Consider the following 21,524-nt stretch of genomic DNA (forward strand, 5'->3'; position numbering starts at 1 on the left):
ATTGACAGGGGGAATCCCTGTTTTTTTTGCATAAAGAAAATATTTAAACTAATTTACAAATTATAGGTTGGTATATACTTTTTTGAGTTGTTTTGTGGTATTATTTCCCTAGTGATGAGGAATAAATACCTATTTTTTGAAGTGATATTTATTACTGATACATAAAGATAGAGACGATGAAACCCTAAGGCTAAAGATAGGAGATTCGAGATGGAAATTAAGTATTTATCTACAACAGCTCTATCTAAAGAGTTGCAAATCCCGACCAAGGATGTATTTAAAATATTATCTGAAAAAGGTCTAGTGAGTAGATCGGAAGACAACTGGATTTTAACGGAATTAGGTAAAAATAAAGGTGGAGTTATAAAAACTCATTCGAGGTACGGCAGTTATATAGCTTGGACGGAATCGTTTAAAGATGATGCGATATTTAATACAGTGGAAGAAGAAAAAAATTTATTAACTTCTACTGCATTAGGAAAGCATTTTGATATATCTAAATTCAGAATCAACCCTATTCTATCTGAACTAGGTTTAGTTCAAAAAGCAGTAAAAGGATGGACTGTTACTCCATTAGGGAAATTAGTTGGTGGCATACAGTTTGAATATGATAAGACAGGGATACCATATGTTTGTTGGAAACATAGTATTTTATCAAAAAGTAATATTATTAATTCTTTGAAAGAGGCAAAAGGAGATTCTCCTGAAGAAAAAAATACAGTAAATGAAACTGGAATTAAGGGTTTTCGGGAAAAGTTCGAAGCAAAGCATAGAAGTGCCGACGGTCATTATGTTCGATCTAGGGCAGAAATGTTAATAGATAATTGGTTATACATGTCAGAAATTGTCCATGCTTATGAAAGGAAACTTCCCGTTGAAGAAGATGTATATTGCGACTTCTATCTTCCAGTGGGTAAAGTTTATATAGAATATTGGGGATTGGAGAATGATCCAAAATATCAAGATAGAAAAAAAGAGAAATTAAAAGTATATGAAAAGTATGGTTTTAATTTAATTGAAATAATAGACTCTGATATTCAAAATTTAGATGATATTTTGCCGAAAAAATTACTGAAGTTTGGTATACAGGCTTATTAAAAAAATGTAAGTTTTATAGAGACAGCCATTAATTTGGCTGTTTTTGTTTTATATTATAAACTTCAATACATTTTTTAATATTTTTTGGATATTTAATCCATGTCTTTTGCTGAGTAGTTTATAGTAAAATAGGTCTATTGATGTAATTAAGGAGAAATACAATGTCTAAAAAGAACTTTCTTTATTTATATATCGTAGTAAGTTTACTGTGGATCTTCGGAACAGACTTTTTGCTTACTTTTGTTGATAGTCAGTCGACAATGCTTTTTCTGCAAAAATTGAAAGGAATATTATATGTTTGTTTTACTAGTATACTAATTTATGTGCTTATTGTCAGGAAAGAAGAGTTTGAGACAGTAACAGAAGAGAAAAAGCAGCTAAAGACACTGATTAATTCAATGGTTGATTTTGTTAACTTTAAGGATGGTGAAGGTCGCTGGCTTGAGGCAAATGAAGCTGGTTTGAAGCTTTTTCAGCTTGATGGGGTTGATTTTAGAGGGAAAAAGGACTCTGAACTCGCTAAATATACAGATTTTTATCATGATGCACTAATGTATTGCGAAACCTCTGATGAAGAGGCTTGGAAGGCAAGAGAAGTTACTAGATGTCTTGAATATATTCCGCTACCTAATGGGGAAATAAGAACGATTGATACGATAAAAGTTCCCAATTTTAACGACGATGGCAGCCGCCATTCACTAGTAGTAATTGGCCGTGATATTACAGAGCACCTAAATACAGAAAAAGATCTCAGCATGACGAAGCAGCAATACCAATCCCTTTTTGAGAATAACCCAGACATGGTGTATGTACTCGATTTAGACGGGAAAGTTGTTAATGTGAACCGTCAGTTTGAGAAAATTACTGGTTATAGTGCAGAACAATTTATCGGAGAAAAAATTGTTAGTTTAGTGACAGAGGAATTTCAAGAAATTGTGGGGAAATCCTTGTTAACCTCCATTGCTCAAGGTAATTCTATTACAAAAGAAACTAAAATTATCAAAAAGGACGGCAGTATCAGTGATATTTCCTGCACAACATTTCCAATGATGCTAGATGGTGAAATTGTCGGTGTTATTGGCTATGGCAGGGATATAACAGCAATAAAGGAAACAGAAGCAATGCTTCGAAAAGCAGAAAAACTGTCAGTAGCTGGAGAGCTAGCCGCAAGTGTTGCACACGAAATCCGCAACCCTCTGACTTCCATTCGCGGCTTTATCCAATTAATGAAATCGGACGAAACTTCTTCAAATAAAGCTTTTCACAACATCCTTCTAGATGAAATCGACAGAATTAATGATATCGTCAGTGAGCTGTTATTATTGGCAAAACCACAGGAGCTGAACTATGTAAAGGCTAGAGTAGAGAGCATTATGAGCTCAGTTTTCGGTCTGCTTGAATCACAATCAAACCTATACGGTGTAGAATTGAACACAAATATAATTGGCACGCTTCCTGAAATCGACTGCGAACCAAACCAATTAAAACAGCTGTTCATCAACATCATCAAAAACTCAATTGAAGCAGAATCCACAAAAGTTAACATAACAATTAAAAACACAGACAACGGATTCGTGCAAATAATCGTAAAAGACAATGGCTGCGGAATCGAAAAAGATCGTATCAAACGCTTAGGCGAGCCATTCTATTCAGCGAAAGAAAAAGGCACAGGATTAGGATTAACAGTCAGTTACCGGATTGTTCAGGCACATAAAGGACAGGTTCGGTATGCAAGTGAGGTTAATGAGGGTACCGAGGTGGAAATTCTGCTGCCAGTAACGATAGATTAATAAGGGAGGGACATTTTAGCTTATGTTAAAATGTCCTTTTTTATTGGATACGGGAATAAGTTGTTAATATTTTACATATAAGAGGAGGATACATTAAAATATACATAAATATTACAGATAGACGAGGTGTAGTAGTTGAGGAAATTCTCCGTTTTTTTATTCATTCTAAGTACAATATTATTAGGTGCGTGTAACGGACAAACAGATAATATTACTTATGCGATGATCGTTGTAGTTCATAACAAGGAATACAACGGAACCGAAACAGTGAAAGACGAAGGGATTAAAATGGGTGAATTAATAGGAGAGATTGAAAAAGAGACACCAGTAGATGTAATGCCTGAGAATAATCAATCTAATAGCTTTGAGGTTAGTTCCAAGATATACTCTGTGCAGGGCACAGATCAATATATCATTGTTTTAGACAAGGATAATGAAGAGCATTTATTGGAGAGGGCTCCTAGTGATGAATAATTCAATCTTTAACTGGGCTTATTTATACAATTTTTAATATAAATATGGTGAATTTCAAAAATACATTTGAGAAATGTGATTTTGTAGTACAGTTGCAGTAGCTATGGTTCTAAATACTAACTACTGAGGCTTTAATAATCCTTATTTATTTGGCAGTACATACCTTATTTATTTTTATGTCGGAGGAAAAATTTAGTGGAAAATTGGGAGTATAATGAATTAATTGAGGCGGTTCAAGAAGTATATGGGGAATTACTAGACGAAGATAGAGGACATAGATATGCGATAGCAAGATTATCTGAAGAGTTTGATAGAATGGGCAAAATGGAAGATGTTATTGTCGATGCTGTAATAGGAGAAATTGCAATTAAAAATGAAGCTGTCTTTGTCGGCATAATTGCAGGAATAACAAAAAGGTAAAGCTTGTTTAATCCAAGTGACTATGAAGATGAATTAAGTACAGAAGAAACGGATGATCTAATGAAAAGAAGTAATAAAGTGATAGTAGGATTAAAAAATGTAACAATAGATTATAACCCATCTGCAGAAACGTAAAATTTATTTTAATGTTAAAAATGAAAGTATAACTCTTAGGATGAAAATTTATACATCTACTAAGATCGTGTTTTTTATGTTATCTTCCATTTGAATGGAGAACCCAGGTTTTCAATTACCAGCTGGATGTTTTCATCAAGATACGGAATCTCCTGAAGAAGCTTAACTAGGACTTGAAAGTAATTAACTGAAATATTCTACGTAAGAACTAAATTTCCTAATTATAAGCTGACTCACAAAGATTTTAATAAATTTTAATCCAATTTTAATTCTACTAGTATAGTATTTCTCTTTATGAGCATATTAGAATTTGACTATCAAGTCGTTCTCAGTTGACTTATAAATGAATTAATAAAGGAGAAAATACAATTGAATACTATGGCAAAATCTGCAACAAAACCTATTAGTACAACACCAATTTTTGCTGTTCTGCTCGCAGGGGCTTTTGTTGCGTTTTTAAATCAGACTGTTATAAATGTCGCATTGCCTGATATCATGGCACATTTTCACATTGATGCAGTGAAAGCGAACTGGTTAAGTACAATATTCCTGTTAACAAATGGTATTGTTATTCCGGTGACAGCCTTCCTGATGGAGAGATTTACGACAAGGCAATTATTTTTATTTTCAATCGGCGTATTTGCGATTGGTACGTTAATATGTGCAATGGCTGGCACATTCCCGATTATGCTCGTTGGACGGGTCGTACAAGCAATCGGTGCAGGAATTCTATTCCCATTGATTACAAATGTGATTTTCACTATTTTCCCACTAAACAGACGCGGATTCGCCATGGGTATTTTCGGTGTGGCAATGAACTTCGCTCCTGCAATTGGTCCAACTTGGGCTGGCTGGATTATTGAATCCTACAATTGGCGTGTTATATTCTATATTATTGCCCCAATTGCTCTCATTGACTTTATTCTCGCAATTTTCTTCGTGAAAAATGTCACACAAACAAGCAGACCGAAGCTAGACACATTAGGAGTTATCTTATCAACAATCGGATTTGGCGGAATACTATATGCCTTTTCAACTGCTGGCTCAAAAGGCTGGTCATCAACAGAAGTAGTAACAATGTTTATCGTTGGTGGAATCAGTCTTATTCTCTTCGTATGGCGCCAGTTTGTTGTTAAACATCCAATATTGGAGTTTAGAATTTTCAAGTACAAGCTCTTTACATTAACAACAATCATCAATGTTGCTGTAACAATGTCGATGTTCTCTGGTATGATCCTAATGCCAATCTATATGCAAAACATTCACGGTTTCAGTGCATTAGAAGCAGGGTTCATGCTGCTGCCTGGCGGAATCGTTATGGGTATTATGTCCCCTATTACAGGAAAGCTGTTCGATAAATATGGTGCGAGATGGCTTGCTGTTATCGGTTTGGCAATCACGATGGTGACAACATATGCATTAACAAGATTAGAAGTTCATACTAGCTACTCTTACATCTTATGGGTATATACAATTAGAATGTTAGGCATGTCACTAATCATGATGCCGATCTTTACGGCAGGACTTAATGATTTAGGCTTGAAATTAAATAAATATGGTACAGCTATGGTTAATACATTCAGAATGGTAGCCGGAGCAATCGGCATGGCCTTCTTCGTATCAATCATGACAAACCAAGGTGCAAACCATGCTGAAGACTGGATGAAGCTCCATAACATCCTGAAAACAGATAAACTAGGCATTGCACAAGCAGCGAAGGAAGGAACAGTAATGGGAATCAACGATGCATTTATGGTTGCCACTTACCTGACAATAGTTGCTTTCGTGTTGGCTTTCTTTATTAAAGGATCTAAGCCTGGGGAGAAAAAGGCTTAATATGGTGGAAGAGCGTTGAGGAAACTCGGCGCTCTTTTTTTTTGATATTTTATTAGGCACTGGCTATTTTGACGTAAAGTAATTTATAAAGGACAGTATATAAATTATAAATTGTAGAATCATCAGTTTGGAGAGGGAACCTTTGTAGGATTAAAGTATACATATATGCACTACCCTTTGAAAGTGATAACATCGCAACAAATATTATAAGAAATTTTTTAATCGAACCAATCACGACTCTTATACAAATAAAGTTAATTATTATATTCATACTGAAATTGGCAAAGAAGGACGTTTCCAGGCTTATATGGCTGAAAAAGAGGGTAAAAAGCCAGATAAGTAATTTACGGTGCTGAAAATTTAACGATAATTAACAATCTAGTAAATATGGAATACACTATTTCCAAAGTGGAATTGCGGAAAATAACAGAAACAGATACAATTAAGTAGATTGCTTGATTTACTTTATATGTTTTGATTATGTATCTAAATTTGCTGACAAGGTAAGGTGTGTTTACATGAAGAAACTAGTAATATTAGGCGGAGGTTATGGAGGGTTCCAGATACTGCAGGACCTATTAAATAAACAATTACCAAGAGATGTTCAAATTACTGTAATTGACCGGAATCCGTACCATTGTTTGAAGACAGAGTTTTATGCATTAGCTGCAGGAACGGTGTCTGATAGACAGGTTAGAATGAATTTTCCTAAGCATGACCAAGTGGATTATGTTTGGGGAGAAGTAGTTAAAATTGATAGTGATAAAGATGAAATCGTCATGAAAGACAGTGCCGAAACAGTTCCGTATGATTATTTGATCATTGGCTTAGGCTGTGAAGATAATTATCACAATGTTGAAGGTGCAGAACAATTCTCAGAAAGTGTTCAGACAATCTCTAAAGCAAGAAGAGCCGCTCTGGCAGTGAATGAATTGAAATCCTATCAGCATGTTGCCGTTATAGGTGCAGGCTTGAGTGGGGTTGAGGTTGCGTCTGAAATAAGAGAAAGCCGCCCGGATTTAAACATTAGTCTTTATGACAGAGGAAGTGCAGTGCTTAGTCCATTTGCACCAAAGGTTCAGCAATATGTGGAAAAATGGTTCAAGGAAAATGATGTAAATATTATTCATCATGCAAATGTTGAATACTTAGAGCAAGGCGCAATCTGTAATAATGGCGTTTGTACATTAACAGATGTAACACTTTGGACGGCAGGCGTAAGACCGAACCGTTTAGTAAGAGAGCTGCCATTTGAAAAGGACAGATATGAGAAGATAGTCGTCAATCAATTCCACCAAGTTCCAGACAAACCGACTGTATATATTGTTGGGGATTGCGCGTCATCGACTTTCTCGCCAAGCGGACAATTAGCACAGCACCAAGGAGAACAAATTGCCAATATCCTGCATGATATACTATCAGGCAGAGAGCCAAAAGCGCCAGGTGAGATTAAACTGCGCGGTACTTTAGGTTCACTTGGTAAAAACGACGGTTTCGGCAACATGTTCGAAAAGTCATTTACAGGATTATTGCCAAGACTAGCAAAAAGCGGTGTACTTTGGCTGCATAAGCGACATTAATACGGAATATAAATGAGAGGAGAAGCATTAGCTTTTTCTCTTTTTTTAATATTTTGTAAAGCTTCTATTAAGCTAGAGGTATTTAAGAATGGCGCACAGAATTATTGTATATAGTAAGGGGTCAATAACTCATAAAGGAGATGCAATAATGAAGGATAGACAATTTTTATTTCAAGTTTGGCGTTGGATTGATCAAGCACAAAGAGTAAATGAGAATGCTAACGGGAAAAAAATTGTAGCACTGCCCTTAAACGAATGGGAGGAGCTAAGAGCAGAAATGCTTGAAATTATCAATGAAATGGATGGACCAGTTACGAATGAAGAGGCTTTAGAAGTTCGTTAATACATATAAATAAGGAAAAAATCAGGCATCCAGCTGGATGTCTTTTTGCATTAATGCATGAAAAGGAGCTGGCAAGCATACCAACTCCGAAAACATTAGTGATTTGTAGTGTAGCTGCGCCCAGCTTCCAGGCTTGTTCTACTATTATTTAAAATACTAATACTAATAAGACCTGAAATTCCTACAAGAATAAAGATAAATCTCGCCATTCCGGCATCCTCGCCACCAAAGATGGCTGCGACAAGATCAAATTGGAAGAAGCCGATTAAGCCCCAGTTGATGGCACCGATAATACTTAGAATTAGGGTGATTTTTTGTAATATGGACAAGGACATGTTTAGACCTCCTATAAAATAATTATTTAAGTGTACTTTATATATACCTTTTTTAAAGAAAATTGAAACAGCCTAAAAATCGAGAATTATTTGTAATAACTGATAGAAAGAGATATTCTATATATACTTACTAGTCTTAAACAAGGAAGGATTACATATGGAAAAAACAATCGCAACACTACAAAAGGTACAGCAATCAGCAGTGCAATTAGAAACAGTGCTTCATGAATTATGGAGTCTTGTTGGTGAGCTTGAGGAAGACGCGCAATTCATCGAACTGATGGAAAAGGCGAAAAAGAAGGGTGCAGATTCAAGCTTAGCGGAATTAAGCACAAAGATAAATGAACTGGAAAACGGCCTTAGTCAAATACCGGAAGATGGTACAGTCGCAATTGATCTGGAAGATAATATAGATGAAATCATCGAATGGGTTAAAAATAATAAATAGGTATAAAAAAAGAAGAAACCTCCTTTTTGGGAGGTTTCTTCTTTTGCTATTATTTCAAACTGCGGTTTAAGAACGCTTTAGTTCGTTCAAACTTTGGGTTTGTAAACAACTCGGCAGGAGTGCCAGACTCCACAATCTCTCCGTTGTCCATGAACACGACTCTGTCTGCAACCTCTCTTGCAAAGCCCATTTCATGTGTTACCACAATCATTGTCATGTTTTCTTGAGCAAGGTCCTTCATCACCTGTAATACCTCGCCAGTCAATTCTGGATCAAGGGCAGAGGTTGGCTCATCGAATAACATAATTTCCGGGTTCATCATAAGAGCTCTTGCAATGGCAACCCGTTGTTTTTGACCGCCTGAAAGTTTGGCCGGGAATGAATCAGCCCAAGCAGTTAATCCGATTTTCTCCAGAAGCTCACTGCTTCTGCGATGAATTTCTTTGGAATCTTCCTTTTTCACCGTTTTTGGAGCAAGCTCTAAATTCTCTCTCACAGTTAAATGAGGGAAGAGGTTGAAATGCTGGAAAACCATCCCCATTTTGCTAGTGATTTGTTTAATCTCTTGCGGCTTTACATAAGCCCCATCTTTCACTAAATAATTACCGCTAACACATATATTGCCGTTGTCGATTTGTTCGAGATTAACAAGACTGCGCAGCATCGTGCTTTTTCCAGATCCAGACGGACCAATTACTGCGACTACTTCATTTTTATTAACATTAAATGTAATCTGCTTTAATACGTCGAGATTACCATATGATTTTTTTAGGTTGGAGATTTCAATAATAGCCATGTTCACCAACTCCTTCTTATTCAAATTTGAATCGGCGTTCGAGCCATTTAAAGATAATCGTAAGTACTAGTGTCATAATTAAATAGATAACACCTGCAACTACAAACGGAGCAATAGAAAAGTCGCGATTGACAGCAGCTTGAGCAAAATGCAGTAATTCTGGTACAGCAACTGCATAAAGCAGTGCAGTATCCTTAACAAGTGTAACAGATTCATTCGCCACAGCCGGAAGAGCGATGCGGAACATTTGCGGAAGAACGATTTTGCGCAACGTTTGGAATTTGTTCAAGCCCAGAACCTGTGATGCTTCGTATTGGCCCTTATCAATAGCAATAAGTCCGCCTCGGAAAATTTCCGCGAAATAAGCAGCATAGTTTAAGATAAATCCTAAACAAGCAGCAACAAATCTATCTAATACCAAATATTCACCAACTACAGGAAGCATCGGTAAACCAAAACAGATAAACAGAAGCTGCAGCAACAGCGGTGTGCCGCGAAGGATGTAAATATAGCCTTGAGCAAACCAAGAAAGTGGCTTGAAGCTGCTTCTTACAGCAAGTGTTAATAGAAAACCAAGTGGTATCGAAACCACGATGGCAATGATAAACAATAGAACGGTCATCTGTGCCCCTTCAAGGAGAGGCATCGTGATGGATTTAATATAATCAAAAGACATAAAGGGTTACCTCCGAACACAATACAGGATTCCCCTAATGGAAATCCTGCATCATCTTAAAATTGGTTATTATTTTATTACGATATCGTCGCCGAACCACTTATCAGAGATTTCAGCAGCAGTGCCGTCCTCATTCATCTCATCAAGCGCTTTTTGCAGCTTTTCAAGCAGCTCTTCATTTCCTTTTTTCACACCTACACCATATTCCTCTGGAGCAAGAGACTCATCAAGAATCTTAAATGAACCTTCCTCTTTCGTCATATAGTAATCAATAACAATTTCATCAATAACTACAGCATCTAAACGGCCATTTTTTAAGTCATTTAATGCAGACACATTATCGGAGAACTCTGTTACTGTTTTAATTTTAGATTTAATTGGATCAGCATCAAGTGCATCTGCTGCAGAAGATAATGATTGAAGACCAACCACTTTTCCTTCTAAATCAGCTAGTTTAGTAACCTTTGAATCAGCAAGAGTAACTACAACCTGTGCATTTTTCAAATAAGGCTTTGTGAAAAGAACCTTTTTCTTACGCTCATCTGTGATCGTGTAACCATTCCAAATAAGGTCAATACGTCCGCTGCTTAGCTCAGACTCTTTTGTTTCCCAGTCAATCGGTTGAAATTCAACCTTCATGTCCATTTTCTCAGCAGCAGCCTTCGCATAATCAATGTCAAAGCCAACAATCTCATTATTTTCATCACGGAATCCCATCGGAGCAAACTTATCATCAATCCCAATTACCAATGTATCGTCCTCTTTTGAAGATGACTTAGAACAACCAGCAACGATCGAGAAAACCGCAGCCACTAATAGAATCATAGTTAATAAACGTTTCATATTATATAGACCACCTTTAATTAAGTATAATTACAATTTGCTTTAGTCTGCTAATATGTTAGAAGACTACAGTATTGTAACACTATTATTTGATAATTTCAATTATGTTTTTAGTGTGGTAAAGAATTTAAGTGTGAAATTACTATTTTTATTGGTAACCTAGTTGTAATTAACCGGATTTCTCTTCGATTAAGTTATTGTCGCAGGATGGTACCCATTGTTCTTTTATCGTTTATTGATTGATTTAAGGGGAGAAATATGATGGAGCTAATTTTACATATTTAGAGTCAAAGAAAAGGGTATGGGATTAATTTTAGCTTCTACTAAATTTATTTTTTTCTCTATTGTCATAGTCATTTCAGCCTAATATATAAAATAATAGTAGTAATATTGATGTTAGTTATGGAAAAATAAAACAGGTGGTAATAAGGTGGGTATATAGTACAGATTATTAGAAATATAAAAGATTCTTCGAAAAAGCGTTAATAACCATCGTTTAATAAATAGATTTTAGAGGCTGGGAAATAAGTATGTGTATGTGAACCAGCGTAAAGAACGAACTACTTAATCAAATATTGATTAAATGGTTCGTTTTTTTTTGTTCGTTTTAATACAATAATTAGAAATCTTAGTGGAATGGAGCGGAGGCCACTCGACTCCTGCGGGAAATAGAGGAAAGGCTTAGACCCCGCAGGCGAAGACGAGCGCGCAATGGAACGAACTTATTTTGAAACCATATTCTATATAGTCACAAGCTTCATTTTTTAAAAATTAGATGTAATTTTATTATTCGTGTTTAGAAAGGTTATCTTTTGTTTTGTCCCAGCCTCTTTACTTGTGATAATTATTCAATCCCTCAACAATCCCAGCCTCACTACTAAAAACCTAATTCTAAATGAAGAAAAAGTCTACCGAGTTTTCCTTCTTGGTATAACGCAAGTTAATGTATACTAATAAAAAGGGAATAAAACTTTAACTATACAAAAAATAGAAACTGTAAAAACTGTATTAAAGGGGAAATTGTAGTGAATCAAAAAATATTGCTTGTTGAAGATGAAGAGGATATTTCTAACTTATTGGAAATTTACTTGAGTGATCAAGGCTATGTTGTTGACACTTATAATAATGGACAGGATGCATTAGAAAGTATCAAGAAAATGGAATATGATTTAGCGATATTGGATGTAATGGTGCCAGGAATAAACGGGTTTGAGCTATGTAAAAAAATCCGCGAGCACTATTTTTATCCGATTATTATGTTAACAGCCAAAATCGAGGATATTGATAAAATAACTGGACTGACAATCGGCGCAGATGATTATATGACGAAGCCCTTTAACCCACTTGAGGTCGTGGCAAGAGTCAAAACTCAATTGCGGAGATATAAGCGATATAATGAAAAGGCAGTTAGTGTTAAAGAAGTGGATGAATATGATATTAGAGGCTTGAAAATTAATAAAGCTACACATAGCTGTTCCTTATTTGGTGAGCCTATCGAGTTAACTCCAATTGAGTTTTCTATTTTATGGTGCTTATCCGAAAATCAGGGGAAGGTTATCTCTTCTGAGGAGCTTTTTGAGAAGGTTTGGGGAGAGAAGTTTATAGAAAATAACAATACGGTTATGGCTCATATTGCCAGGCTGCGTGAGAAGCTGAAGGAACCTGTAAAAAAGCCAAAATATGTTAAAACAGTTTGGGGAGTGGGATATAAAATTGAATAAGAAAACAAACGTTGCGAAAATTTCCAATTACTTAGCAGTACGCTTTATTATCATGACCCTTTCTTGTTTTGTTATTATTTTTCTTTTGTCTTTCATTCTAGTTAATTTAAACGATGCACAAGGGGTAGATGGTTCATTGGGAGCTGCGATTAACTGGTTAAGTAACCGCTTATTAGTACTAGCACCAAGTTTATTTGCTGCTTGTGTTTTTATCATTTTATTGATTCAGCGCAGACAGCTGATAAAGTATTTGGGTGTCTTGTCAGCGAATTTAGAAACAATCACACTCGAGGATAAACAAGATGTACAGCTTCCGCCTTTATTGAAGGATGCGGAAGCAGGCTTGGAAAGAATGCGTTTCGAGTTGAAGGAAAAAGAGCGTGTGGCAAAGGAAGCTGAGCAGCGGAAAAATGATTTAATTGTTTATCTTGCACATGACTTAAAAACACCAATCTCCTCTATAATTGGTTATTTGACACTGCTGAGGGATGAAAAGAATATTTCAGATGAGATGTATCAAAGGTTCATCCATGTTACGATGACTAATGCAGAACGCCTAGATGATTTAATTAATGAGTTTTTTGAGATAACCCGTTTTAATTTATCAACGATACCGTTAAATTATAGCAAAGTGAAGGTATCCTTAATGCTCGAGCAGCTGCTGTTTGAATTTCAGCCTGTACTTACAGCTAAGAACTTAACCTATCGGCTTGAAGGCAGTAATAATATGGAGATTGTTTGTGATGCGGAGAAAATTCAAAGAGTGTTTGACAATCTAGTTAGCAATGCCGTGCATTATAGCTTTGAAAACAGTGAAATTGTTATTTCCGTTAAGCAGGAGGAAGATAATGCAGTGATTCAATTCAGTAATAAAGGCTATCCAATTGAGCGTGAAAAGCTGGACCGTATTTTTGAGCAATTTTATCGGTTAGACGAATCAAGGTCGACTCGAAATGGCGGAGCTGGAATAGGGCTTGCTATTGCGAAGCAAATTATGGAACAGCATCACGGCACAATTTCAGCAGAATCAGCTGGGCAAAATATTAGTTTTACAGTGCGTCTGCCATTATCGTAATATTTTCGTAAGATTTTACGCAGAAAAAAAGCAGGAAATTGTTATATAACCCAAATAAAGAAAACCTTTGTTTTCAGTATGATTAATGTACTGAGAGTAAAGGTTTTTTTATTTTGGAGGGATAATGATGGAAATATTAAAGGTTCAAAATGTCAAAAAGGTATACCAATCTCGCAGAGGTGCAAGTGTCGAGGCATTGGTTGATATAAGCTTCACCGTAAATAAAGGGGAATATATTGCGATTATGGGAGAATCAGGCTCAGGGAAATCAACACTTTTAAATATTTTAGCTTCTTTAGATGATGTGACAGAAGGGGAAGTGAAGCTTGAGGGCGTGAACTACCAAAATATCGAAAATGATCAATTGGCTGCATTTCGGCGCAAGCATTTAGGATTTGTGTTTCAGGATTTTAATTTATTAGATCAAATCAGTTTAAAGGATAATATCTTTTTGCCGCTAGTACTTGCTGATGTGTCCTTAAAAGAGATGAATGCAAAGCTTAAGGGGTTAGCCGGCATATTGGGAATTGAGCATATTTTAGAGAAATATCCGTACGAAGTATCAGGTGGCCAGCAGCAGCGAGCCGCTGTTGCGAGGGCTTTAATCACAGCACCAAGCTTAATATTAGCAGATGAACCGACTGGCGCACTCGATTCACGTTCAGCACAGGAGCTGTTAGATTTATTTGCAAAGCTTCACAGAGCCGGCCAGACCATTATTATGGTCACGCATAGTGTGCATGCAGCGAGTAAAGCAGGCCGTGTGCTGTTTATAAAAGATGGAAAAATCAACAGCGAGATTCATAAAACCAATATGGATGAGGATATTACTCAACAGATTTTTGAGATGCAGTCAGCAGCGGTTGCGAAAAGGAGCACTGTATGAATAAAAAACTGTATGTAAAGCTAGCAGTAACAAATATCAAAAATAATAGCTTAATGTTTCTCCCATACCTTTTTACTTGTGTTGTTGTTATAGCACTGTTTTATACGATTAACAGCTTGGTGAATGATCATGCTCTTAAAACCATTTCAGGTGGGAACTTTACAATCGATGTGATGAAGTTTGGCAGCATATTGTTTACAGTATTATCTCTGTTCTTTTTAATCTATGCCAACAGCTTTATTTTTAAAAAACGCAAGAAGGAAATTGGTCTTTACAATTTGTTAGGCTTGGAGAAAAAGCATATTAGAAAATTATTAATACTAGAGAGCTCGTTGTTGGCATTCTTCTCCATGCTTGTCGGTATTGCAATTGGTCTAGTATTCAATCAGGTTGTTGGCATAATGATGTCTGCCATGATGAAGGTACCGTTAACCGTTAGCATCATTTCACTATCAGCAATTATTAAAACGGTGGTTACATTCATGATAGTCTTTATGATTATCCATGTCTTTAACTTAAAACAGATTGACTCTGTTCGTGTGATTGAACTTATGAAGGGTGCACAAATTGGGGAGCGGGAACCGAAGGCGAAGCTTTTTCTAGCGATGTTTGGCAGCATCCTGTTAATAGCCGGCTATCTATTATCTTTTTCTGTGAAAGATCCCAAATTAGATTTAGCTGAAATTATTACAGCGATAGTGTTTGTTGTTGCTGCAACATACTTACTTTTTATAGCCGTAAGTATTGTTCTCCTTAAAATACTGCGCAAACAGGATGGCATTTATTATAACAAAAGTAATTTTACGCTCATTTCAACAATGCTTTACCGCATGAAGCAAAATGCCGTAGGTTTATCCAATATTGCTGTATTAAGTACAGCAACCTTGATTGTATTGACCACAACAATTTCCTTATATTTAGGTGTTAATACGATGCTTAACAATAGCTTTCAGTTTGATGTGTCTATTACAAATCCAGCAGAAAACGTCTCCGAGCAGCAACAGCTGCAAGCATTTATTGACAAAACTAAAGCCCGTTACGATGTTGAAATTACAAAAGCAGCCTCCTACCAAGGTGGACAATTTGCCGCAGATTTAACTGGAGATGGAAAGGATGACTTCTTCCTTATACTGCCATTAGAGGACTTTAATAAACTAACAAACGAAAATATATCGTTAGCTTCAGATGAAGTAATGCTTCTAAAGGATAAAGAAAGTGCAACATTACAAAGCATCAGCTTAGACAATAAATCATTCCAAGTGAAAGCTACGGTAGATGAGCTGCCAATTGATACCTCCCTTGCAGATAATACTGATGCAAATTGGATGTATGTCATCGCTCCATTAACTGGTGAATTTGCTCAAAAAGTAGATTTAGAAAACTCCTTAACCATGTATCAAGACTTTAATGTGCAGGGTGATACGGATGCGGTCCATGATTTTTCCCATGCAATTGCAACAAAAGCGCAAGCAATTGGCAATGTGGATGTTGAAGCTAAGTCGATTTACAAGGAATCTTTATTAGTGCGTTTTGGCGGGCTGCTGTTTTTAGGGATTTTTATTAGTGTCGTTTTATTTGTGGAAACAGCTCTTATGATTTTTTATAAGCAGATTTCTGAAGGCTTTGATGATCGGAATCGGTTTGCCATTATGAAAAAAGTTGGAATGAGTGATAAAGAAATTCTCCAAACAATAAAAAAACAAACGCTGATCATGTTTTTTGCTCCACTCACAGTCGCACTTGTGCATTTAGGAGCAGGCTTGCCACTCGTAACAAAAATCATTGGAATCGCTGCGATGGATAATTGGCTTGTAGTGGCAGGCAGTGGGATTTTTGCAGCCATCATTTTCACTGTTATTTACGGTGTGACTTATATATTTACAGAAAAAAATTATAAAAAAATCGTGAAGTATTAAAGGAGAATGTAAATGAAAAGGATAAAACTTGTTTGGATCGCTATAGGTGCACTTATTATATTTATTCTCGGGACAATTTGGAGCAATTCACATGTAACAGTTGATAAAGTGACACTCACACATAATCGTTTACCAGCAGCATTTGATAACTATAAGATCCTGCAGATTTCCGATTTACAAGGAAAAGAATTCGGTAGCAACCAAAAGAGATTAGTAAACTTAATCAAAAAACAGCAGTATGATGTAGTAGTTTTTACAGGAGACTACATATCTGAAGAGCAAGAGGATTTACAGCCTATCGAAAATCTATTAAAGGGAATGCCGAAAAATAAAGAAATGTATTATATTTTAGGTGATAAGGATGCAGATAACAGTACTGCAGCATTGAAAAAAGGCGATCGTTTTTATGATTTATTTACAAAATATAATGTTAAGCCATTATATCCAGGGATGGAGATTAAGAAGGGCAAAGAATCAATTTGGTTAAAAACAAACCCTTATGTAGGCATGAATGAAGTAGGCGGAAGTGAAATTTCAAGTCAATTAATTCAGGAAAAGGAAGAGTTTGAAGCTCAATACAAGGAGCAGCAAGACCCATTTACAATCGAAATATCCCACCGCCCAACTGAAATTGACAGCGAAAATCCAGATCTTCATGATTATCGGACAACAACATTAAATGATACAGGAGAGGAATGGAGACATTGGGATGTTAGTCTTAATGGACATACACTTGGAGGCCAATTTAGACTGCCGATTCTTGGTCCGCTGTATGCCCCTAATTTTGGCCTATTTCCAGGTAAAGTGAACGTAACAGGTGTCCATACTATCGAAAACCATACTCAATATGTAAATAACGGATTAGGTGTAAGTGGACCATTATTTATGAAATTTCGCGTATTTAACACACCAAGCATAGGGTTAATCACTTTGAAGACGAAGTAATATAATCGCTTTTAAGAATTTATTTATGCAATTATTGACGGTGGAAAGCAATCTACATAAATTAATTCTGAATGGGAGAGCATGTTACTTCTCTAGAACTATTTAAAACTCAAATTTAATGAAACTCTAGGATACTTAATGCTAGAATGCGAGAGACAGACCTTTTCAATATAGTCCAGTTTAGTGTGGAGATTCCAATATAATATACAAAAAGTGTCAGGATGCCATTAAGGTGCCTGACACTTTTTGTTTTATCGAAAATAATTGGGGTATATATTTCCATAAGCAAGTGATTTAGCTAGTTATTAAGAAATAAATGAGAGGGAAAAGGGTTGATAGCCAACATGTTATGGAATAAAAAATTAATATTGTTTTACAGTTTAATCGTGGTTTGCTTTTTATCTGCTTGTACGGAGAAGGAGAAGCTTGCCGACGGATCTGAACTGATACATAAAAATCAATTTGTTTTTGCTGCTTCTGGAGAGTTTAAGCCATTTAGTTATATTAATGATGATCTCACCATGTCTGGCTTTGATATTGAGGTTGGCGAAGCGCTTGCAAAAGAAATGGGGCTTGAGCCGGTCCAAAAGCGAATCAAATTCAAAGGGATTGTAGAAGGAGTAAAAACAGGCCGTGCAGATGCAGCTGTTGCTAGTCATACGATAAATCCGCAGCGCAGCAAATATGTGTCTTTCTCTACCCCATACTATTATTCTGGTCCTCAAATATTTACGAGACCAGATAGTAAAATTAAAACTGTCAAGGATTTAGAGGGCAAGGAAGTGGCTGTCGCAAAAGGCTCGACATATGCCGATACAGCTTCAAAGTATACGGACAAAGTAAAAACATATGACAGTGATATTACGGCATTACAAGCATTAAGCAGCGGCCGTCATGATGCGGTAATCACCGATTTTGTTACAGGGAAAAGTGCTGCAAAGGAAGGATTTAAGATTAAAGCACAGGAGTTAATTAGTCGCAGTGAACAAGCGATTGTGCTGCCACAGGATAATCCAAAGCTATTGAAGAAAATAAACGAAGCTTTGGACGAACTCCGCAAAGATGGAACATTAACGAAGATTAGTCTTAAATATTTTGGTGAGGACATTACCAAAAAACCAGAATAAATCAACATGATAGAAAGGAAGTATAACCTTGCCAAGTTTTTCGCATTTTTTTAGCATACTAACGGAAACAAAGGGTGTATTTATTAAAGCAATGCTTTTAACATTAGAGCTGACGGCTGTTTCTATTTTACTGGGAATCGTCATTGGACTAGTCTTTGCTTTATTAAAAATCTCTAAAATAAAAGTATTAGAAGTTATTTCAGATGCATATGTCTATTTAGTTCGTGGTACACCGCTGATTGTTCAAATATTTATTCTTTACTTCGGAATTAGCGGCATATTCCTGCTGCCAGATTTTTGGGCCGCTTCTATTGCCCTAGCATTACATAACGGAGCCTATATTTCCGAAATTTTAAGGGGAGCAATCCAAGGTGTTGACAAGGGTCAGCTGGAAGCAGGACGCTCATTAGGAATGACAAAAACACTGACATTAAGAAGGATTATTCTGCCACAGGCATTCCGCCGAGCACTGCCGCCTTTAGGCAATCAATTTATTATAAGCTTAAAGGATTCTTCATTAGCGGCATTCATCTCCATGAATGAGCTGTTCAATGTCGCGACAACACTAGGGTCCAATAATTTTGACGAAATGACCTATTTACTCATTGTCGCAGTTTACTATTTAATTCTAGTAGCGCTAATGACATTTATAGTCAACAGAATCGAATCAAAGCTAGCAGCAAGTGACAGATAGGAGTGAAGACATTGGACAAGAAGGAAATGATTAGAATAACTCAATTGAATAAATCATTTGGAGACTTACATGTCTTGAAAAATATCGATATGACAGTCCTTGAAAGCGATGTGGTTTGCTTAATAGGCTCGAGCGGTTCAGGAAAAAGTACACTCCTGCGCTGTTTGAACTTTTTAGAGAAGAAGGATAACGGCAGTATAATAATAGAAGGAAAAGAGGTCAATCCAAATACAGATAACCTCAATAAGATAAGGGAAAAGGTAGGCATGGTGTTTCAAAATTTCAACCTATTCCCACATAAAACTGTACTTGAAAATATTATCGAAGCACCTGTCATGGTAAAAGGTGTTGATAAAAAGCAGGCCATCCTCAAAGCAAAACAATTACTCAATAAAGTAGATTTAGAGGACAAGGCAGATGTTTACCCTAGCAAACTATCAGGAGGACAAAAGCAACGGGTGGCGATTGCCAGAGCACTCGCAATGGATCCAGACATAATGCTCTTTGATGAACCAACCTCCGCCCTCGATCCCGAGCTTGTTGGAGAGGTTCTCACAACCATGAAAGACCTAGCCGAAGAAGGAATGACAATGGTCGTAGTAACACATGAAATGGGATTTGCCAAAGAAGTAGCAGATAAGATTGTGTATATGCATGATGGAAAAATTGTTGAACATGGAACAGCTGAGGAATTCTTTAATCATCCAAAAGAGGAGAGGACTCGGGAGTTTTTGAAGGCTACGATGCTGAAATAGGAATAGGAGGTCCTGTCTGTATAGGCAGGACCTTGTATTTTTGTTGTGGGTGTCCTATTTAATTAGTGTATATTTTGATTATATTATAAATAGAAAATATCACGTCTACCTGTCTGTTAAATCAACTTTTTGGTAGATTGGTAGGCAAGGTGCAGATGTTATTTGAGTAGTAGGAAGTTTGCTGGAGGAAACTGAATATAGAAGTAAAAAGATGGCTTATGAATTAACTGAAGATACAACTGTATCGTTATGGAATATCCTCCATTTTGAAATGGGGAATCATACCCGATTTTAAAGAATTAGTAAAAAAAGGGTTGATTACGAAGCTTGAATCTATTATAAATCGTTGGAGGAAAAAATGAGGTTAAAAGACGGAAAAGTATTAATCAATAATAATGAGATTTTTAAGGGAATGAAAAGTGATAATTTTAAAAATATATTTTCATCTGAAGTAAATAGTTATGCTAACGGAGAAATAGAGAGATATAATTTTAAAAACCCACAAATTATAGACGGACTAGCATTCAGGGTTGGGATAGTATTTAAAAAGAATTCTATTTCATCTATTGAGTTAAAAAATGCTGATCCAAAATTAAAAAACTCCTATGAAAATTGGTCTGATGATAATGTAGAGTTAAAAAAGCAAAGTCATGACGAATGGTTAATAAATCAATTAGGCCAACCTGATGAAAGAAACCCAGCAGGTATTGAATATAATTATACTTGGGGACATGTTATATCATATTATGATTCAAGAGGTGGGGATACAGGAATCAGGTTAAATTATTTTACTGAATAGCATAAAATAAGTGATACGCTACATAAAAAATGATAATAATATACAAAAGATAAATATACTATAGTGATTGTATCAGTGGATTACAATGGGCCACTTAAGTAATTTAGAAATCATATCAATGTAATAGAAATAAGAAAGGCTCTAGTATTTTAAGAGCCTTTCTTTTTATATAATGTTTGATGTTGCTTGGAGCTAAAAATGGTCAGGCAATATAGAGCGGTTATAGAAGTACCAAAATGAAAATTTTGAATATAGGTAGAGAGGAGAATATAAATGGGTAAGAAAAAGCAGCTGATTGACCAAATAATAGTGCTGATAAATAAGTTAGAGGAAGAGTATGCTAAAGATATAAAAAGTGGTGTTTTACAGCTTACTTATTCAAGATATAAGAATGCATTAGAAATTTTAGAAAATGATGAAGATATAAAAGGAATAAATATTTCAGGTGGCGTGCGTGGATATATGGATAGCTACAATGGCTATCTAAATACACTATTAGGGGAAATGCATAAGACTGAAAAGCTAATGAGAGAATTATCTTGAAAGTATTAATTGATGTCTTGTGAAAACCACCAAAATACTCATTTTTATATAAAGAATAATAGAAAGCTAATATTAGATTATTAAAACCATTGTATATTTAAACTGTATGCTTTAATAAATGAACCAATTAGAACCAAATATGAAAAACAAAGATTTTCATTTATAAAATGTACCCTATAGAGTAGACACTTAAAAAAAGTCTACCTATAGGGTATTTTTTTGTATAATTATGTAACACAACTAGAGAAACATGGAGACGGAGAAAATAATGAGTAAAAAGATTTTCACA

The 21,524-nt window shown here is 35.8% G+C and carries 21 protein-coding genes and 1 pseudogene; 18 read left to right on the forward strand and 4 right to left on the reverse strand.

Features of this window, described 5'->3' with window-relative positions:
* Positions 1 to 210: 210 nt before the first annotated feature.
* From EM808_RS18835 to EM808_RS18865, 7 genes and pseudogenes are all read left to right on the forward strand, one after another.
* Positions 211 to 1,098 (forward strand): glycerol kinase, encoded by an 888-nt coding sequence (locus tag EM808_RS18835; protein WP_127739752.1) that lies wholly within the window; start codon positions 211 to 213, stop codon positions 1,096 to 1,098.
* Between the two features lie 161 nt (positions 1,099 to 1,259).
* Positions 1,260 to 2,888, forward strand: a complete 1,629-nt coding sequence (locus tag EM808_RS18840; protein ID WP_127739753.1) for a PAS domain S-box protein — start codon at positions 1,260 to 1,262, stop codon at positions 2,886 to 2,888.
* A 135-nt stretch (positions 2,889 to 3,023) separates the two neighbouring features.
* Positions 3,024 to 3,362: a hypothetical protein gene (locus EM808_RS18845; protein ID WP_127739754.1), complete on the forward strand. Its 339-nt coding sequence runs from the start codon at positions 3,024 to 3,026 to the stop codon at positions 3,360 to 3,362.
* A gap of 195 nt (positions 3,363 to 3,557) precedes the next feature.
* Positions 3,558 to 3,917, forward strand: a pseudogene (locus EM808_RS18850) (Imm3 family immunity protein).
* A 378-nt stretch (positions 3,918 to 4,295) separates the two neighbouring features.
* Positions 4,296 to 5,753, forward strand: coding sequence for a DHA2 family efflux MFS transporter permease subunit (locus EM808_RS18855; RefSeq protein WP_127739774.1), 1,458 nt, complete (start codon positions 4,296 to 4,298; stop codon positions 5,751 to 5,753).
* Positions 5,754 to 6,271: 518 nt separating this feature from the next.
* A complete protein-coding gene (locus tag EM808_RS18860; protein ID WP_127739755.1) occupies positions 6,272 to 7,333 on the forward strand; it encodes an NAD(P)/FAD-dependent oxidoreductase in 1,062 nt (353 codons plus the stop codon).
* 148 nt (positions 7,334 to 7,481) lie between these two features.
* Positions 7,482 to 7,676 carry a hypothetical protein gene (locus EM808_RS18865; RefSeq protein ID WP_127739756.1) on the forward strand — a complete coding sequence of 65 codons (195 nt, stop codon included), beginning with the start codon at positions 7,482 to 7,484 and terminating at the stop codon, positions 7,674 to 7,676.
* Positions 7,677 to 7,771: 95 nt separating this feature from the next.
* Here EM808_RS18865 and EM808_RS18870 read toward each other — a convergent pair whose 3' ends face one another.
* Entirely contained in the window at positions 7,772 to 8,005 is a 234-nt protein-coding gene (locus EM808_RS18870; RefSeq protein ID WP_127739775.1) for a DUF378 domain-containing protein, read from the reverse strand.
* A gap of 163 nt (positions 8,006 to 8,168) precedes the next feature.
* Between EM808_RS18870 and EM808_RS18875 the strand changes: the two genes are divergently transcribed.
* Positions 8,169 to 8,459 (forward strand): hypothetical protein, encoded by a 291-nt coding sequence (locus tag EM808_RS18875; protein WP_127739757.1) that lies wholly within the window; start codon positions 8,169 to 8,171, stop codon positions 8,457 to 8,459.
* Positions 8,460 to 8,508: 49 nt separating this feature from the next.
* Here EM808_RS18875 and EM808_RS18880 read toward each other — a convergent pair whose 3' ends face one another.
* From EM808_RS18880 to EM808_RS18890, 3 genes are all read right to left on the reverse strand, one after another.
* Positions 8,509 to 9,255, reverse strand: coding sequence for an amino acid ABC transporter ATP-binding protein (locus tag EM808_RS18880; RefSeq protein ID WP_127739758.1), 747 nt, complete (start codon positions 9,253 to 9,255; stop codon positions 8,509 to 8,511).
* A 16-nt stretch (positions 9,256 to 9,271) separates the two neighbouring features.
* Entirely contained in the window at positions 9,272 to 9,931 is a 660-nt protein-coding gene (locus EM808_RS18885) for an amino acid ABC transporter permease (RefSeq protein WP_127739759.1), read from the reverse strand.
* Positions 9,932 to 10,000: 69 nt separating this feature from the next.
* Positions 10,001 to 10,774 (reverse strand): amino acid ABC transporter substrate-binding protein, encoded by a 774-nt coding sequence (locus tag EM808_RS18890; protein WP_127739760.1) that lies wholly within the window; start codon positions 10,772 to 10,774, stop codon positions 10,001 to 10,003.
* Between the two features lie 1,025 nt (positions 10,775 to 11,799).
* Here EM808_RS18890 and vanR point away from each other — a divergent pair.
* The 10 genes from vanR (at position 11,800) to EM808_RS18940 (ending at position 21,235) form a co-directional block, all read left to right on the forward strand.
* Positions 11,800 to 12,495 (forward strand): VanR-ABDEGLN family response regulator transcription factor, encoded by a 696-nt coding sequence (gene vanR / locus EM808_RS18895; RefSeq protein ID WP_127739761.1) that lies wholly within the window; start codon positions 11,800 to 11,802, stop codon positions 12,493 to 12,495.
* Positions 12,488 to 13,570: a sensor histidine kinase gene (locus tag EM808_RS18900; protein ID WP_412973751.1), complete on the forward strand. Its 1,083-nt coding sequence runs from the start codon at positions 12,488 to 12,490 to the stop codon at positions 13,568 to 13,570. Before vanR ends, EM808_RS18900 begins: the two co-directional genes overlap by 8 nt.
* Before the next feature lie 127 nt (positions 13,571 to 13,697).
* On the forward strand, positions 13,698 to 14,456 hold the full coding sequence (locus EM808_RS18905; protein ID WP_127739777.1) for an ABC transporter ATP-binding protein: 759 nt from the start codon (positions 13,698 to 13,700) through the stop codon (positions 14,454 to 14,456).
* Positions 14,453 to 16,372 (forward strand): FtsX-like permease family protein, encoded by a 1,920-nt coding sequence (locus EM808_RS18910; protein ID WP_127739762.1) that lies wholly within the window; start codon positions 14,453 to 14,455, stop codon positions 16,370 to 16,372. The genes EM808_RS18905 and EM808_RS18910 overlap by 4 nt, the downstream gene beginning before the upstream one ends.
* 12 nt (positions 16,373 to 16,384) lie before the next feature.
* A complete protein-coding gene (locus EM808_RS18915) occupies positions 16,385 to 17,317 on the forward strand; it encodes a metallophosphoesterase (RefSeq protein ID WP_127739763.1) in 933 nt (310 codons plus the stop codon).
* Between the two features lie 344 nt (positions 17,318 to 17,661).
* Positions 17,662 to 18,444 carry a transporter substrate-binding domain-containing protein gene (locus tag EM808_RS18920; protein ID WP_127739778.1) on the forward strand — a complete coding sequence of 261 codons (783 nt, stop codon included), beginning with the start codon at positions 17,662 to 17,664 and terminating at the stop codon, positions 18,442 to 18,444.
* Between the two features lie 28 nt (positions 18,445 to 18,472).
* Positions 18,473 to 19,138 (forward strand): amino acid ABC transporter permease, encoded by a 666-nt coding sequence (locus tag EM808_RS18925; protein WP_127739764.1) that lies wholly within the window; start codon positions 18,473 to 18,475, stop codon positions 19,136 to 19,138.
* Between the two features lie 26 nt (positions 19,139 to 19,164).
* A complete protein-coding gene (locus EM808_RS18930) occupies positions 19,165 to 19,893 on the forward strand; it encodes an amino acid ABC transporter ATP-binding protein (protein ID WP_164849712.1) in 729 nt (242 codons plus the stop codon).
* 358 nt (positions 19,894 to 20,251) lie between these two features.
* Positions 20,252 to 20,692: a hypothetical protein gene (locus EM808_RS18935; protein WP_127739766.1), complete on the forward strand. Its 441-nt coding sequence runs from the start codon at positions 20,252 to 20,254 to the stop codon at positions 20,690 to 20,692.
* Positions 20,693 to 20,965: 273 nt separating this feature from the next.
* On the forward strand, positions 20,966 to 21,235 hold the full coding sequence (locus EM808_RS18940; protein WP_127739767.1) for a hypothetical protein: 270 nt from the start codon (positions 20,966 to 20,968) through the stop codon (positions 21,233 to 21,235).
* Positions 21,236 to 21,524 lie beyond the last annotated feature (289 nt).

Source organism: Niallia taxi, from assembly GCF_004005475.1.
Lineage (GTDB): Bacteria > Bacillota > Bacilli > Bacillales > Cytobacillaceae > Niallia > Niallia taxi.

Coding starts and splice junctions, on each gene's coding strand:
- EM808_RS18890 (WP_127739760.1), bottom strand. CDS start 10,774: ATGAAACGTTTATTAACTATGATTCTATTAGTGGCTGCGGTTTTCTCG.
- EM808_RS18855 (WP_127739774.1), top strand. CDS start 4,296: ATGGCAAAATCTGCAACAAAACCTATTAGTACAACACCAATTTTTGCT.
- EM808_RS18860 (WP_127739755.1), top strand. CDS start 6,272: ATGAAGAAACTAGTAATATTAGGCGGAGGTTATGGAGGGTTCCAGATA.
- EM808_RS18940 (WP_127739767.1), top strand. CDS start 20,966: ATGGGTAAGAAAAAGCAGCTGATTGACCAAATAATAGTGCTGATAAAT.
- EM808_RS18840 (WP_127739753.1), top strand. CDS start 1,260: ATGTCTAAAAAGAACTTTCTTTATTTATATATCGTAGTAAGTTTACTG.
- EM808_RS18885 (WP_127739759.1), bottom strand. CDS start 9,931: ATGTCTTTTGATTATATTAAATCCATCACGATGCCTCTCCTTGAAGGG.
- EM808_RS18910 (WP_127739762.1), top strand. CDS start 14,453: ATGAATAAAAAACTGTATGTAAAGCTAGCAGTAACAAATATCAAAAAT.
- EM808_RS18835 (WP_127739752.1), top strand. CDS start 211: ATGGAAATTAAGTATTTATCTACAACAGCTCTATCTAAAGAGTTGCAA.
- EM808_RS18935 (WP_127739766.1), top strand. CDS start 20,252: ATGAGGTTAAAAGACGGAAAAGTATTAATCAATAATAATGAGATTTTT.
- EM808_RS18915 (WP_127739763.1), top strand. CDS start 16,385: ATGAAAAGGATAAAACTTGTTTGGATCGCTATAGGTGCACTTATTATA.
- EM808_RS18920 (WP_127739778.1), top strand. CDS start 17,662: ATGTTATGGAATAAAAAATTAATATTGTTTTACAGTTTAATCGTGGTT.
- EM808_RS18865 (WP_127739756.1), top strand. CDS start 7,482: ATGAAGGATAGACAATTTTTATTTCAAGTTTGGCGTTGGATTGATCAA.
- EM808_RS18875 (WP_127739757.1), top strand. CDS start 8,169: ATGGAAAAAACAATCGCAACACTACAAAAGGTACAGCAATCAGCAGTG.
- EM808_RS18930 (WP_164849712.1), top strand. CDS start 19,165: ATGATTAGAATAACTCAATTGAATAAATCATTTGGAGACTTACATGTC.
- EM808_RS18905 (WP_127739777.1), top strand. CDS start 13,698: ATGGAAATATTAAAGGTTCAAAATGTCAAAAAGGTATACCAATCTCGC.
- EM808_RS18880 (WP_127739758.1), bottom strand. CDS start 9,255: ATGGCTATTATTGAAATCTCCAACCTAAAAAAATCATATGGTAATCTC.